The organism is Shewanella surugensis (genome assembly GCF_023284005.1).
GTDB lineage: Bacteria > Pseudomonadota > Gammaproteobacteria > Enterobacterales > Shewanellaceae > Shewanella > Shewanella surugensis.
In genome coordinates, this window is sequence record NZ_JAKIKS010000128.1 from 1 (window position 1) to 15906 (window position 15906).

Annotated in this window: 13 protein-coding genes; all 13 read right to left on the reverse strand. The window is 44.3% G+C overall.

Annotated features, from left to right (window positions below; translation table 11 throughout):
- The coding region (locus L2764_RS22060) for a GTP-binding protein (protein ID WP_248941136.1) at positions 1–177 on the reverse strand (177 nt) is incomplete at its 3' end.
- An 81-nt stretch (positions 178–258) separates the two neighbouring features.
- Entirely contained in the window at positions 259–2355 is a 2097-nt protein-coding gene (gene fusA, locus L2764_RS22065) for an elongation factor G (protein ID WP_248942496.1), read from the reverse strand.
- A 73-nt stretch (positions 2356–2428) separates the two neighbouring features.
- The gene (gene rpsG / locus L2764_RS22070) at positions 2429–2899 is read right to left on the reverse strand and encodes a 30S ribosomal protein S7 (protein WP_248942497.1); all 471 of its coding nucleotides are present in this window, start codon (positions 2897–2899) and stop codon (positions 2429–2431) included.
- Positions 2900–2978: 79 nt separating this feature from the next.
- Positions 2979–3353 (reverse strand): 30S ribosomal protein S12, encoded by a 375-nt coding sequence (gene rpsL / locus L2764_RS22075; RefSeq protein ID WP_248942498.1) that lies wholly within the window; start codon positions 3351–3353, stop codon positions 2979–2981.
- 186 nt (positions 3354–3539) lie between these two features.
- Positions 3540–7754: a DNA-directed RNA polymerase subunit beta' gene (rpoC, locus tag L2764_RS22080; protein ID WP_248942499.1), complete on the reverse strand. Its 4215-nt coding sequence runs from the start codon at positions 7752–7754 to the stop codon at positions 3540–3542.
- Positions 7755–7841: 87 nt separating this feature from the next.
- Positions 7842–11873, reverse strand: a complete 4032-nt coding sequence (gene rpoB, locus L2764_RS22085; RefSeq protein WP_248942500.1) for a DNA-directed RNA polymerase subunit beta — start codon at positions 11871–11873, stop codon at positions 7842–7844.
- Between the two features lie 249 nt (positions 11874–12122).
- A complete protein-coding gene (gene rplL, locus L2764_RS22090; protein ID WP_248942501.1) occupies positions 12123–12488 on the reverse strand; it encodes a 50S ribosomal protein L7/L12 in 366 nt (121 codons plus the stop codon).
- A 54-nt stretch (positions 12489–12542) separates the two neighbouring features.
- Complete coding sequence (gene rplJ / locus L2764_RS22095; protein ID WP_248942502.1) at positions 12543–13043, reverse strand: 50S ribosomal protein L10; 501 nt, start codon at positions 13041–13043, stop codon at positions 12543–12545.
- Between the two features lie 268 nt (positions 13044–13311).
- Positions 13312–14013: a 50S ribosomal protein L1 gene (gene rplA / locus L2764_RS22100; protein WP_248942503.1), complete on the reverse strand. Its 702-nt coding sequence runs from the start codon at positions 14011–14013 to the stop codon at positions 13312–13314.
- 4 nt (positions 14014–14017) lie between these two features.
- Positions 14018–14446, reverse strand: coding sequence for a 50S ribosomal protein L11 (gene rplK, locus L2764_RS22105; RefSeq protein ID WP_126508279.1), 429 nt, complete (start codon positions 14444–14446; stop codon positions 14018–14020).
- 125 nt (positions 14447–14571) lie between these two features.
- Positions 14572–15114 (reverse strand): transcription termination/antitermination protein NusG, encoded by a 543-nt coding sequence (gene nusG / locus L2764_RS22110; protein WP_248942504.1) that lies wholly within the window; start codon positions 15112–15114, stop codon positions 14572–14574.
- A 9-nt stretch (positions 15115–15123) separates the two neighbouring features.
- Positions 15124–15495, reverse strand: a complete 372-nt coding sequence (gene secE / locus L2764_RS22115; RefSeq protein WP_248942505.1) for a preprotein translocase subunit SecE — start codon at positions 15493–15495, stop codon at positions 15124–15126.
- Between the two features lie 290 nt (positions 15496–15785).
- The coding region (locus tag L2764_RS22120; protein WP_446539686.1) for an EF-Tu C-terminal domain-related protein at positions 15786–15906 on the reverse strand (121 nt) is incomplete at its 5' end.

Consider the following 15906-nt stretch of genomic DNA (forward strand, 5'->3'; position numbering starts at 1 on the left):
ACGCTCACGCTCTTCTGGAGCGTTATCGATTTGTGCGAAGTCTTTAACGTCACCACCATAAGTCTTACTTAAAACTGCAGAAATAGCAGCAGTTAGTGTAGTTTTACCATGATCGACGTGACCAATTGTACCTACGTTTACATGGGGTTTACTACGTTCAAATTTTTCTTTAGCCACGATATATTCCTTTCTTTCAGAAAACTCGACCTTAGCCGAGCTAATAGCAATTAATTTATAACAATCACAAATTTCACAACTTTACATGCGCGATTCAGTGATTGCCTTAGCGATGTTTTGCGGCGCCTCAGAATACTTCAAAAACTCCATCGAGTATGAAGCACGACCCTGAGTCGCTGAGCGTAAATCGGTTGCATAACCAAACATTTCAGACAAAGGAACTACAGCTTGAACAAGCTTGACGCCGGCAATACCGTCATCCATACCTTCTATCAAACCACGACGTCTATTTAAGTCTCCGACCACATCTCCCATATAATTTTCAGGAGTCGTCACTTCAACTTTCATGCAGGGCTCGAGTAAAACAGGGGTTGCTTCTTCAGCACCCTTCCTAAACCCAATTGAGCCTGCCACTTTAAACGCCATTTCATTCGAGTCCACATCATGATATGAACCGTCGAACAAAGTCACTTTTACATCCAAAACAGGGAAACCAGCTACAACGCCGTTTTTCATCTGCTCTTGAATGCCTTTATCTACCGCTGGTATGAATTCTTTTGGAACCACACCACCAACGATTTTGTTAACAAACTCGTAGCCAGCGCCTTCTTCTTGAGGCTCTAGTTTCAACCATACGTGACCGAATTGTCCTCGACCACCAGATTGACGTACGAACTTGCCTTCAACTTCCACGCTTGAGCGGATAGTTTCACGGTATGCAACTTGAGGCTTACCTACATTACACTCAACATTAAATTCGCGACGCATACGGTCAACGATAATATCTAAGTGTAGTTCACCCATTCCAGAGATCAGTATCTGCCCCGATTCTTCATCGGTTTCAACACGAAATGATGGATCTTCCGCTGCTAATTTCTGCAGCGCAATCCCCATTTTCTCTTGATCGGCTTTGGTTCTAGGTTCAACAGCGATAGTGATCACAGGCTCAGGAAATTCCATACGCTCTAAAATCACTTTATGACCGATATCACACAAAGTGTCGCCCGTTGTCACGTCTTTAAGACCAATAGCAGCCGCAATGTCTCCAGCACGGACTTCTTTAATCTCTTGACGATCATTGGCGTGCATTTGCACCATACGGCCCACACGCTCGCGTTTTTGCTTAACCGAATTATAAACGCCTGCCCCACTTTGCAATACTCCCGAATACACGCGAATAAAGCATAATGTGCCGACAAATGGATCGGTTGCAATCTTAAACGCTAATGCTGAAAAAGGAGCTTCATCATCCGCAGGACGACTGACTTCTTCTTCTTTCTCATTGATCCCTTTAATAGCAGGTACTTCAATAGGAGAAGGAAGATATTCAACCACAGCATCGAGAACCGCTTGCACACCTTTGTTCTTAAACGCAGAACCACAAGTTGCTAATACGATCTCATTGTTTAAGGTACGCTGACGTAATGCTGCTTTAATTTCAGCTTCCGTTATTTCCCCCTCTTCGAGGTACTTTTCCATTAGCTCTTCTGAGACTTCAGCCGCACACTCAACCAAGTATTCACGCATTTCTGCGGCTTTCTCGGCAAGTTCAGCGGGAATAGCTTCATAAGTGAACGTCATTCCCTGGTCTGATTCATTCCAGTTAATGGCCTTCATTTTAATTAAATCAACAACGCCCTTGAAATGCTCCTCTGCTCCAATATTCAAATGAATAGGAACACAGGTAGCGCCCAAACGGTTACGGATTTGCTCAACGACAGCACTAAAATCAGCCCCCGCACGATCCATCTTATTGACGAACACGATGCGAGGGACATGATATTTATCTGCTTGACGCCATACTGTCTCAGATTGAGGTTCAACACCTGAAGAACCACAAAATACCACGACAGCGCCATCCAATACTCTTAAAGACCGCTCAACTTCAATAGTGAAGTCGACGTGCCCCGGAGTATCGATGATGTTAATACGGTGCTCAGTAAACTGGGCATCCATTCCGCGCCAGAAAGTAGTCGTTGCAGCTGATGTGATGGTAATACCACGTTCCTGTTCTTGCTCCATCCAATCCATAGTGGCTGCGCCATCATGAACTTCACCGATCTTATGAGACATACCGGTGTAAAATAGAACACGTTCAGTAGTAGTTGTTTTACCAGCGTCAACATGAGCAACAATACCGATATTACGGTAGTGCTCAATTGGAGTCGTACGAGCCACAATTTATACCCTCTTGGCTAAAACCTGAGTGATAGCAGTGTAAGTATGGCGTGGAAAAATCCACGCCATGATATTACCAGCGGTAATGAGCAAACGCTTTGTTTGCTTCTGCCATACGATGCACATCTTCGCGCTTCTTAACAGCAGTGCCTTTGTTTTCTGAAGCGTCTAGCATTTCACCCGCTAGACGTAAAGCCATAGATTTTTCACCACGCTTACGAGCAGCTTCAACTAACCAACGCATTCCCAGTGCATTACGACGAACTGGGCGCACTTCACATGGAACCTGGTAAGTTGAACCACCAACACGACGAGATTTAACCTCGACTGATGGACGAACATTGTCCAAAGCTGCTTCAAGGATATCTAGATGCGCTTCGCTTTTCTTTTCAGCGACAACATCAAGTGCCTTGTAAATGATTTTTTCTGCAGTCGACTTTTTGCCGTCTTGCATAATGACGTTGATGAACTTAGCCAACAACTCACTATTAAATTTTGGATCTGGTAGGATTTTACGTTGTCCTACAACGCGACGTCTTGGCATAACAATTTCTCCGTATGCTTCAGGGACCCCAAAACTGGAATCTCAAATAATCTAGCTTGGCCTTACTTAACGGAAAACGTTAAGACTTAGGACGCTTAGCACCGTACTTAGAACGACCTTGACGACGTTCACTTACGCCAGCGCAATCGAGTGCTCCACGAACAGTGTGGTAACGAACACCGGGTAAATCTTTAACACGACCACCACGGATCAAGATTACACTATGTTCTTGTAAGTTGTGGCCTTCACCGCCGATATACGAAGTAACTTCGAAACCGTTAGTTAGACGCACGCGCGCTACTTTACGTAGAGCCGAGTTAGGTTTTTTTGGTGTAGTAGTGTACACGCGAGTACAAACACCACGTTTTTGTGGACACGCATTCAACGCTGGCACATTAGTCTTATCGACTTTTGGCGAGCGAGGCTTACGGACCAACTGGTTTACAGTTGCCATGTATAGCTCCGAATCAGTTGAACGATTCAACAGTAAGATGTGAAAAATCTATAGCCCACAGGTGTGGGACGCGAAATTTTAGAAAGGTAATGGCCTCCTGTCAAGAAATAGACAGGTTTTAGACGAAATTAGTTTAAAAAAAAGGCGCACAAGGCGCCTTTTTGTGTTTTTTAGACTGTTTTGGTCTTAATCTGAGCTACCAGCAAGGTTAAGAAGATCAGCAAGATTTTGCTCTGCTTCACTGGCACTGATCACAGGGGTCTCATCCAGCTTACCAGAAGGGGCTGCTTGTTGACGTTTCTGATGATATGAGTAACCCGTACCCGCAGGGATCAAACGACCCACGATCACGTTCTCTTTCAGGCCTCGAAGTTTATCACTCTTACCACCTACTGCCGCTTCGGTCAGTACGCGGGTGGTTTCTTGGAAAGAAGCCGCAGAGATGAATGATTCCGTCGCAAGCGAGGCTTTGGTGATACCCAATAGCTCACGATCAAAACGTGCAGGCTGCTTGCCTTGTGCTTCTAATTCGCGGTTAGCGATTTTCACACGTGACACTTCAGCTTGCTCACCCGCTAAGAATTGGCTATCACCTGCATCGGTGATCTCACACTTACGCAGCATCTGGCGAATAATCACCTCAATGTGCTTATCGTTGATTTTCACCCCTTGCAGACGGTAAACATCTTGTACTTCGTTGACGATGTAGTTAGCCATGTTGTGGATACCACGTAAACGTAAGATATCGTGTGCCGCTTCTGCACCATCGGCAATCACTTCACCACGTTCGACTTTTTCACCTTCGAACACATTCAAATTACGCCATTTCGGGATCATCTCTTCATAAGGTTTGTTACCGTCAGCAGGCGTGATCACTAGACGACGCTTACCTTTAGTCTCTTTACCGAATGAAATGGTACCCGAAATTTCAGCCAGAATTGCAGGCTCTTTTGGCTTACGTGCTTCAAATAAATCAGCAACACGTGGTAGACCACCGGTAATATCACGAGTTTTTGACGACTCTTGAGGTATACGCGCTAACGCATCACCCACATTAATAAGCGCATTATCGTCTAAGTTAACAATCGCGTTACCCGGTAAGAAGTATTGCGCTGGAACCTCAGTACCAGGGATCACCAAATCGCCACCGTCGCTAGCAACAAGACGGATCATTGGGCGCATTTCTTTACCCGCAGTTGGACGCTGGGCTACATCGAGAACCACAATAGAAGATAAACCGGTTAGATCATCTGTTTGACGTGTCATGGTGACACCATCAATCATATCAACAAACTTGGTTGTACCCGCCACCTCAGTAATAATCGGGTGAGTATGGGGATCCCAATTGGCGATGATGTTACCCGCTTCAAGCTTTGAATCTTCAAGCTTTTCAAGCACAGTACCATAAGGCACTTTATAACGCTCTTTCTCACGACCTAGGTCATCGATGATGGCCAGCTCAGATGAACGAGAAACAATAACCAGCTTACCTTCACTGTTAGTCACATGCTTAGCATTGTGCAGTTTAAGCGTACCGGCATTCTTAACTTGAACATTGTTAGCCGCTGAGGCTCTCGATGCCGCTCCACCAATGTGGAAGGTACGCATCGTAAGCTGGGTGCCTGGCTCACCAATTGACTGCGCCGCAACCACACCAATAGCTTCACCTTGGTTGATGATATGACCACGAGCCAAATCACGACCATAACAGGCAGCACACACACCGAAATCGGTATCACAGCTGATCACTGAACGTACTTGCATTTCATCAATTGAGTGTTCTTCAAGAAGATCACACCAAGCTTCATCAAGTAAGGTGTTACGCGGTGCTAATACCTTTTCAGTACCTGGATAAAATACATCTTCAGCAACAACACGACCCAATACGCGCTCACGCAATGGCTCAACAACATCACCACCTTCTATCAGCGGCTTCATTGTTAGACCATTAAACGTGCCACAGTCGTCTTCAATCACAACCAAATCTTGTGCAACATCCACTAAACGGCGAGTCAAATAACCCGAGTTAGCTGTTTTCAGTGCCGTATCGGCCAAACCTTTACGCGCACCGTGAGTTGAGATGAAGTACTGAGATACGTTTAGACCTTCACGGAAGTTCGCCACAATCGGCGTTTCAATAATTGATCCATCTGGTTTTGCCATCAAACCACGCATACCCGCTAGCTGACGGATCTGAGCCGCACTACCACGCGCACCAGAATCAGCCATCATATAGATGCTGTTAAACGACTCTTGCTCTTCTGGCTCACCATCACGATTGATAACGGTCTCAGTCGATAAGTTTTTCATCATCGCTTTAGAGACTTTTTCGTTCGCGCTTGCCCAGATATCAATAACTTTGTTATATCTTTCACCCGCAGTTACCAATCCAGACTGGAACTGCTCTTGAATTTCAATAACTTCAGCTTCGGCATCCGCGACGAGAGTATATTTCTCATCAGGAATAACCATATCATCGATACCGACAGACGCACCGGATATCGTGGCAAAATGGAAACCGGTATACATCAGTTGATCCGCAAAGATAACCGTATCTTTAAGACCAAGTTGGCGATAACAAGTATTCAGTAGCTTAGAGATTTGCTTCTTACCCATGTTCTGGTTAACCAGATCATAAGATAAACCTTTTGGCAAAATTTGTGAAAGTAATGCACGGCCCACAGTGGTATCCACAATACGACGCGTTTTCACTTTTTCACCCAATTCATTGGTGGCTGTTTCAGTAATACGCACTTTAACACGCGCATGTAACTCTGCAGCACCAGTACGGTAGGCTTTCTCAGCTTCAGCAACGGATGCAAATGCCATACCTTCACCTTTACCGTTAATACGCTCACGGCTGGTGTAATAGAGGCCCAATACAACATCTTGAGAAGGTGTAATCACCGGCTCACCATTTGCAGGTGAAAGGATGTTGTTGGTTGACATCATGAGTGAACGCGCTTCTAGCTGAGCTTCCAGCGTTAAAGGCACGTGTACCGCCATTTGGTCACCATCGAAATCGGCGTTATAGGCCGCACAAACTAAAGGATGAAGCTGGATAGCTTTACCTTCAATCAATACTGGCTCAAACGCTTGAATACCCAATCTGTGCAATGTTGGCGCACGGTTGAGCATCACTGGATGTTCGCGAATAACGTCATCAAGTACATCCCAAACCTCAGGAACTTCACGTTCAACCATCTTCTTAGCCGCTTTAATGGTCGTCGCTAAACCACGGCCTTCAAGCTTGCCATAAATAAATGGCTTAAATAATTCCAATGCCATCTTCTTAGGAAGACCACATTGATGTAAGCGTAAAGTTGGGCCCACGGTAATAACAGAACGGCCAGAGTAATCAACACGTTTACCCAATAAGTTCTGACGGAAACGACCTTGTTTACCTTTGATCATATCAGCCAAAGATTTAAGCGGACGCTTGTTAGAACCGGTAATCGCACGACCACGACGTCCGTTATCAAGCAATGCATCCACAGATTCTTGCAACATACGTTTTTCGTTACGTACGATGATATCTGGCGCTGCAAGGTCGAGTAGACGCTTCAAACGGTTGTTACGGTTAATCACACGACGATATAGATCGTTCAGATCAGAGGTCGCAAAACGACCACCATCTAGCGGTACCAATGGACGTAGATCAGGTGGTAATACTGGCAATACTTTTAAGATCATCCACTCAGGCTTGTTACCTGATTGGAAAAACGCTTCAATTAATTTTAAGCGTTTGGTCATCTTCTTGCGACGTGTTTCAGAGTTGATTGTAGGCAACTCTTCACGCATTATCTCGATTTCTTTTTCAAGCTCGATAGCACGCAGTAATTCTAAAACGGCTTCAGCACCCATTTTAGCTTCAAACTCATCACCGTACTCTTCCAATGCATCCAGATAATTTTCTTCTGTTAGCATTTGACCACGCTCAAGACTGGTCATGCCAGGCTCGATAACGACGAATGATTCAAAATACAACACGCGCTCAATGTCACGTAAAGTCATATCCAGCATCAAACCGATACGAGACGGTAATGATTTAAGGAACCAGATATGAGCAACTGGGCTTGCAAGATCAATATGACCCATGCGCTCTCGACGCACTTTAGTCTGTGTGACTTCAACGCCACACTTTTCACAGATCACACCACGGTGCTTCAGACGCTTATATTTACCACACAAGCATTCGTAATCTTTAACAGGACCAAAGATCCTTGCACAGAACAAACCTTCACGCTCAGGCTTGAACGTACGGTAGTTAATGGTTTCTGGCTTCTTAACTTCACCAAATGACCAAGATCGGATCAAATCTGGCGACGCTAGCCCAATTTTGATCCCGTCAAATTCTTCGGTCTTGCTTTGCTGTTTCAGAAACTTTAATAAGTCTTTCACGTTTCTCTCCTGAAGGAGTTAAACCGGGTGCCCAACTCAAAAAGTAGGACACCGTTTTTGTTGCCAAACTAGAGTATTAATCCAGCTTTAGCCTTGATCCAGCTCGATATTAATACCGAGTGAGCGGATCTCCTTCAACAATACATTGAAGGACTCTGGCATACCAGGGTGCATCTGATGGTTACCGTCGACGATGTTTTTATACATCTGAGTACGACCATTAACATCATCAGACTTGACCGTTAGCATTTCTTGAAGTGTGTAAGCGGCACCGTATGCTTCTAGTGCCCATACCTCCATCTCACCGAAACGCTGACCACCAAACTGCGCTTTACCACCCAGCGGCTGCTGAGTAACTAAGCTGTATGACCCCGTAGAACGTGCATGCATCTTGTCATCAACCAAATGGTTAAGTTTCAGCATGTACATGTAGCCAACAGTGACTAAACGCTCAAATTCATTACCTGTACGGCCATCGAACAACTTACGTTGTCCTGATTCTGGTAATCCAGCAAGAGTCAGCATTTGCTTGATCTCTTTTTCTTTGGCGCCATCAAACGCTGGCGTTGCAATTGGAATACCGCCTTTTATGTTCTTAGCCAGACGAATCACTTCATCATCCGTGAAGGAATCGATATCGACGCGTTGCAGTACATCATCACCAAGTTCATAAACTTGCTTAATGTAGCCACGTAACTCGGCCAATTCACGCTGCTCTTCAAGCATGCTGGTAATCCTATTACCTATGCCTTTCGCAGCCGCGCCCATATGCACTTCAAGCACCTGACCGATGTTCATCCGCGAGGGTACACCCAGCGGGTTCAACACGATATCGATAGGATCGCCGTTTTCATCGTATGGCATATCTTCAACAGGACAAATCATTGAGATTACGCCCTTGTTACCATGACGACCCGCCATCTTATCACCTGGCTGAATAGTACGTTTAACGGCTAAGTAAACCTTAACTGTTTTCAATACACCCGGTGCCAAGTCATCACCTTGAGTGATCTTACGACGCTTAACTTCAAACTTTTTATCGAAGTCAGCTTTCAGCTCGCTATGTTGCTCAGCAAGTTGCTCAAGCTCTGTTTGTTTTGCTTCATCATCGATGGTTTGCAATAACAACTGAGAACGAGGGATCGTTGCAATTTGCACGTCGCTTAAACCGGTACTCGCCAATAAATTGCGGGTACGGCCATAAACGCCTTCTTCCAGAATTTGGAACTCTTCAGTCAGATCTTTTCTCGCTTGCGCGATATGCATCTCTTCGATTTCAACAGCACGTTTATCTTTCTCAACGCCGTCACGGGTAAATACCTGTACGTCGATGATAGTTCCTTTCACAGAGTTAGGAACGCGTAATGAACTGTCTTTGACGTCAGAGGCTTTCTCACCGAAAATAGCTCGTAAAAGCTTCTCTTCTGGCGTCAGCTGTGTTTCACCCTTAGGTGTCACTTTACCAACTAGAATATCGCCGCCTTTCACTTCAGCACCGATGTAAACAATACCTGATTCATCTAATTTAGATAAAGCAGACTCGCCGACGTTCGGAATATCAGCGGTGATTTCTTCGCTACCTAATTTGGTATCACGTGCCACACAAGATAACTCTTGAATGTGGATAGTGGTAAAACGATCTTCTTGCGCAACGCGCTCAGAGATTAAGATCGAATCCTCGAAGTTATAACCATTCCAAGGCATGAAGGCTATACGCATATTTTGACCCAGCGCTAAATCACCTAAATCCGTTGAAGGACCATCCGCTAATACATCACCGCAAACCACTGGCTCACCAACAGCACAACAAGGACGTTGGTTTATACAGGTATTTTGGTTAGAGCGGGTATACTTGGTCAAGTTGTAGATATCGATACCGGCTTCACCAGGGCGAAGTTCAGACTCGTTAACTTTTACAACGATGCGACTGGCATCGACGTATTCAACAAAACCACCCCGTTTAGCCACAACAACCACACCAGAATCGACAGCTAATGTACGCTCAATCCCCGTACCTACGAGTGGTTTATCCGCTCGTAATGTCGGTACGGCTTGACGTTGCATGTTCGCGCCCATCAAGGCACGGTTAGCATCATCGTGTTCTAAGAACGGAATAAGTGACGCCGCTACAGAAATGATTTGCTGTGGTGAAACATCCATATATTGCACGTCTGTTGCGCGCATAAAGGTGGCATCACCTTTATGACGACAAGCAATTTGATCTTCTAACATACGACCATTGTCATCAAGCTCAATGTTCGCCTGTGCAATAACGTAACGCCCTTCTTCGATAGCCGACAAGTAGTCCACTTCATCAGTGGCCACGCCATCGACAACTTTACGATAAGGGGTTTCTAGGAAGCCGTATGAGTTGGTACGTGCAAAACTCGCAAGCGAGTTGATCAGACCAATGTTTGGACCTTCTGGTGTTTCGATTGGACATAAACGACCATAGTGAGTCGGATGTACATCTCGAACTTCAAAACCTGCACGTTCACGAGTCAAACCACCGGGGCCTAATGCAGAAATACGACGCTTATGCGTGACTTCTGATAGCGGGTTGTTTTGATCCATAAATTGAGACAGCTGAGAAGAACCAAAAAATTCTTTGACTGCGGCAGAAATAGGCTTAGCATTGATCAGATCTTGAGGCATAAGCTCATTGAGATCACCAAGACTTAAACGCTCACGTACGGCACGCTCAACACGAACAAGACCGACACGGAATTGGTTTTCAGCCATTTCGCCAACGCTACGAATACGACGGTTACCCAAGTGATCGATATCATCAACTTCATCATTACCATTACGGATCTTGATAATGTTTTTCATCACCGCAACGATATCTTCTTTACTCAAGATACCAGCGCCTTCATCGTCTTCCATGCTGAGACGACGATTGAATTTCATTCGACCGACTTTAGATAAGTCATAACGCTCTTCACTAAAGAAAAGGTTATTAAAGAGTGCTTCAGCAGCATCTTTGGTTGGTGGTTCGCCTGGACGCATCATACGATAGATTTCAACTAACGCTTCTAAGCGATTAGTTGTTGAATCAATACGCAAGGTATCAGACATATAAGCACCGTTATCAAGCTCGTTGATATACAGAGTGCTAATAGATTTAGTGCCAGTCAAAGATATTTTAGCAAGATCTTCTAAGCCAATTTCAGCATTCGCTGAAACAAGCACTTCGCCGGTATCAGGATCGATATAATCCTGAGCAGAAATTTTACCGACAATATATTCAACAGGGACTTCAAGTTCTGTGGTATTGGTTTTTTCTAGTTGACGAATATGACGAGCCGTTACCCGACGTCCCTTCTCAACTAAAACCGTTCCTTCAGAATCTTTAATGTCATAGCTTGCCGTCTCACCGCGTAAACGCTCGGCGACAAGATCCATCACTAAGGTGTCTTTCTTAATCTTGAAATTAACACGACTGAAAAAGATATCTAAAATATCTTGAGTCGAATAATCCAATGCACGTAAGATGATTGACGCAGCCAATTTACGACGACGATCAATACGAACGAATAGTGCATCTTTTGGATCGAATTCAAAATCCAACCATGAACCACGGTAAGGGATGATACGTGCGTTATACAGTACCTTACCTGATGAGTGGGTTTTCCCACGGTCATGATCGAAAAATACCCCAGGGCTACGATGTAGCTGAGATACGATGACACGTTCGGTACCATTAATCACAAAGGTACCGTTGTCAGTCATAAGAGGGATATCCCCCATATAGACTTCTTGTTCTTTAATATCTTTTACAGTGCCAGGCGCCGCTTCACGGTCATACAACACCATACGTAACTTAACACGTAGCGGTGCAGAATAAGTAATGCCACGTATTTGACATTCTTTCACATCAAAAACAGGCTCGCCTAGCTTATAGCTGACATATTGCAGCTCTGAATTACCAGAGAAGCTTTTGATGGGAAAAACGCTACGAAAAGCGGCTTCAAAACCAAGCTCTCCTGTAGGATCTTGATCGGTGAACTTTTTAAATGAGTCCAACTGAATTGACAAAAGGTAAGGGATATCCAGTACTTTTGGACTCTTACCGAAGTCTTTGCGAATACGCTTCTTTTCAGAATAGGAGTAAACCATGGGTTTCCTCTGATTGCGAGATGTGACCAAGACTACATTAACATTGGCTTTGCAATGGTAACGTAGCAACGTTTGCCCATCACCGTTGAAAGCAAGAACCTAACCAGTAATCTCTGCTAGGAACTGCAATATCTGGCGATAAACGGTGAATAAAAAATCGCCTGCGCTTACAGCGCAAAAAAGGCCGACAGTCTAAAAAACCGTCAGCCTTCACCCGATTAAATCGGGCTTAGCAAGTTAGATTATAACTTACTTAATCTCTACTGCAGCACCAGCTGCTTCAAGATCTGCTTTAAGAGCATCAGCTTCTTCTTTAGAGATAGCTTCTTTAACAGCTATTGGAGCTGATTCAGCCATACCTTTAGCTTCTTTCAGGCCAAGACCTGTAGCTGAACGAAGTGCTTTAATACAAGAAACTTTGTTTTCGCCGAATGAAGTAAGGATCACGTCGAATTCTGTTTGCTCTTCAGCAGCAGCGGCTTCACCACCACCAGAAACAACAGCAGCAGCGGCAGATACGCCGAACTTTTCTTCCATTGATTCGATTAGTTCAACAACTTCCATTACAGACATTTCTGCAAAAGCTTCTAAGATTTGGTCTTTAGTGATAGACATAACAAAAAATTCCTACTGTTTTGAATTCAATTCAATTAAGCGGCTAATATAAAATTAAGCGGCTTCGTCTTTTTGATCGCGAAGGGCGGCCAAGGTACGAACAAACTTGCCAGCAGATGCTTCTTTTAGAGTCATCATTAACTGAGCGAGTGCTTCTTCGTAAGTCGGTAGTTTCGCTAAACGATCAATATTAGTTGCAGGGATTAACTCCCCTTCAAAGGCTGCTGCTTTTACTTCAAATTGCTCTTGCTCTTTAGCGAAGTCTTTTAAAAGACGTGCTGCGGCACCTGGGTGCTCGTTAGAGAAAGCAATAAGAGTAGGACCAGTAAGCGTTTCGCTTAAGCACTCAAAATCAGTACCTTGAAGCGCACGACGAGCCAGAGTATTACGTACAACTTTAACGAATACTCCATTCTCACGAGCGGCTTTACGTAAACCGGCCATAGCACCTACAGTTACACCACGTGAATCGGCAACAACTGCAGATAAAGCACCTTTGGCAACTTCGTTGACTTCAGCAACAATCGCCTGTTTGTCTTCGAGTCTTAATGCCATTGGCTTTACTCCTGGATTCTATCTAGGGAAAATCCCTAGTACTTACCATATCCAATATCAAATGATAATGGATGACTTACGGCGCGAATATCCAGAAGAACAAAATCTATCTGGGGTCCGACACCGTCTACGTAGGAAATTAAGTACACTTTTACAAGCTAACACCTACGGTCTTGGACGGAGATCAATAATAAGTCCAAAGTGCAACTTATCGACCTCAACCCTACAAATTGCGCGCATTATAGACTAAAACGCGCAGCTTGTAAATTTACTTAATGTCTTCTAGTGTACTTAGGTCAACGGCTACGCCGGCACCCATAGTCGTAGAAAGACTGACTTTCTTAAGGTAAATACCTTTAGCAACCGCTGGCTTGGCTTTTTTCAATGCAACAAGTAGGGCTTCTAAGTTTTCCTTAAGATGAGCGGGTTCAAAATCCACTTTACCGATAGTCGTGTGGATAATACCGTTTTTATCATTACGATAACGGACTTGACCCGCCTTAGCGTTCTTAACAGCTTCTGCAACATTAGGTGTTACAGTGCCTGTTTTAGGGTTAGGCATCAAGCCACGAGGGCCTAAGATTTGACCTAATTGACCGACAACGCGCATTGCATCAGGAGAAGCAATAACAACGTCAAAGTTCATTTCACCCGCTTTAACTTGTGCAGCAAGTTCATCCATACCCACAAGTTCTGCGCCAGCAGCTTTAGCCGCTTCAGCGTTAGCACCTTGAGTGAATACAGCAACACGTACGTCACGACCAGTACCGTGTGGCAATACAGTCGCACCGCGAACGTTTTGATCTGATTTACGTGGGTCAACACCTAGGTTAACCGCAACATCAACACTTTCAACGAATTTTGCAGTGCCTAATTCTTTCAGCAATGCAACAGCTTCATTGATATCGTAACTTTTCGTTACTTCTACTTTCTCGCGGATAAGACGCGCGCGTTTAGTTAGCTTTGCCATTATATTAATCCTCTACTACCAAACCCATTGAACGCGCAGTACCTTCAATTGAGCGAGTCATCGCTTCAATATCTGCACCAGTCATATCAGTCGCTTTAGTTTCAGCAATTTCCTGAACAGCGCTACGCTTGATAGTCCCCACTTTTTCAGTGTTAGGACGACCAGAACCTGATTTCAGACCCGCTGCTTTTAGCAACAAGAAAGAAGCTGGAGGCGTCTTGGTTTCGAAAGTGAAAGAGCGATCAGTATAAACAGTGATAACAACAGGAATTGGCATACCTTTGTCGAACTTTTCAGTACGCGCATTGAATGCTTTACAGAATTCCATGATGTTGACACCTTTTTGACCCAAAGCTGGACCTACAGGTGGTGACGGATTCGCAGCGCCAGCTGCAACTTGCAATTTGATGTAACCATCAACTTTCTTTGCCATGAGACATTTCCTCAAGTTTGGGTTCAAACGCCATTAGCCAAATGCCAATAAGCTCCCCTAAAATAATGGAGGCGAATTATATATAAATTCGCCGCCTTTTCCAAATACTTTTGCGTTTTATTTAATCAGCTTTTTTCAATTTGGCCGAAATCTAATTCAACGGGTGTAGAACGACCAAAAATCATAACCGATACTTTCACGCGATTCTTCTCATAATCGACTTCTTCAACAGTACCGTTAAAGTCTGCAAAAGGTCCATCAGTGACGCGTACCACTTCACCCGCTTCAAACATGATACGGTGTGTTGGAGATTCAGTTGTTTCTTGAAGACGCTGTAGAATCGCATCAGCTTCTTTATCAGAGATAGGTGCAGGACGATCAGATGTCCCGCCAATGAAGCCCATTACACGTGGAATACTTTTCACTAAATGCCAGCTTTCATCGTTCATCACCATTTGGACTAATACATAGCCTGGGAAAAACTTACGCTCGCTCTTGCGGCGCTGACCAGCACGTATCTCAACCACTTCTTCAGTCGGTACGAGTACCTCACCAAAATAGTGTTCCATAGCATGCATTTTGATATACTCATGCAACGATTTACACACTCTGCCTTCATAGCCAGAAAATGCTTGAACTACATACCATCTTTTTTTAGCTTCAGTCATTCGAGATGCCTATACGCCTGTAATAAAATTAACAATTTTAAGTAATACTGCGTCCATACCCCAAAGGATTAACGCCAGAATACCTGTTGCAGCTAACACGATAAATGTCGTGTTGAGTGCTTCTTGACGCGTAGGCCAAATAACTTTACGGACTTCGATTTGCGACTCACGTGCAAAAGAAAGAGCCTGTTTGCCTTTCACTGTTTGTAGCGCAGTAAAACCAGCAACAGCAAATGCGACTATGACGCCTAATGCGCGCACAACGACACTCGCTTCATCAAACATTTGATTGCCTATAATAGCGGCGGCCAATAGTACGGCTACTATGCCCCACTTAAGAATATCCAGAGAGTTGCCCTGGTTTTCAGTATTTGTTGTCATCGATTAATTCCGTTACTCACTACGAACTATAAATAAAGTCCTGCTGACAAAAAATTTAAGACTTTACTCAGTGAAATTTTTCGGTCAGCCCATAAAATCCGAACTGACATCTCACTATACACAGCGATAGTATAAATTCAGAGGGTCTAAAATCGGCCATAGATTGTATTCTTATTCCGCTACTTTGGCAAGAATACAAATCAAAATGGCTTAATTCAGACTAATAAAGTCTTTATTATCAAAAAAGGCAGCCTAAGCTGCCTTTTCATGTGTTGTCAGATTAGTTGCTATTAAGCAATGATCTTAGCAACAACACCCGCACCCACTGTACGTCCACCTTCACGGATTGCGAAGCGTAAACCTTCGTCCATCGCGATTGGGCAAATTAGGGTAACGGTCATTTGAACGTTA

Coding starts and splice junctions, on each gene's coding strand:
- rpsG (WP_248942497.1), bottom strand. CDS start 2,899: ATGCCAAGACGTCGCGTTGTAGGACAACGTAAAATCCTACCAGATCCA.
- rpsL (WP_248942498.1), bottom strand. CDS start 3,353: ATGGCAACTGTAAACCAGTTGGTCCGTAAGCCTCGCTCGCCAAAAGTC.
- rpoB (WP_248942500.1), bottom strand. CDS start 11,873: ATGGTTTACTCCTATTCTGAAAAGAAGCGTATTCGCAAAGACTTCGGT.
- rplL (WP_248942501.1), bottom strand. CDS start 12,488: ATGTCTATCACTAAAGACCAAATCTTAGAAGCTTTTGCAGAAATGTCT.
- rplJ (WP_248942502.1), bottom strand. CDS start 13,043: ATGGCATTAAGACTCGAAGACAAACAGGCGATTGTTGCTGAAGTCAAC.
- rplA (WP_248942503.1), bottom strand. CDS start 14,013: ATGGCAAAGCTAACTAAACGCGCGCGTCTTATCCGCGAGAAAGTAGAA.
- rplK (WP_126508279.1), bottom strand. CDS start 14,446: ATGGCAAAGAAAGTTGATGGTTACATCAAATTGCAAGTTGCAGCTGGC.
- nusG (WP_248942504.1), bottom strand. CDS start 15,114: ATGACTGAAGCTAAAAAAAGATGGTATGTAGTTCAAGCATTTTCTGGC.
- secE (WP_248942505.1), bottom strand. CDS start 15,495: ATGACAACAAATACTGAAAACCAGGGCAACTCTCTGGATATTCTTAAG.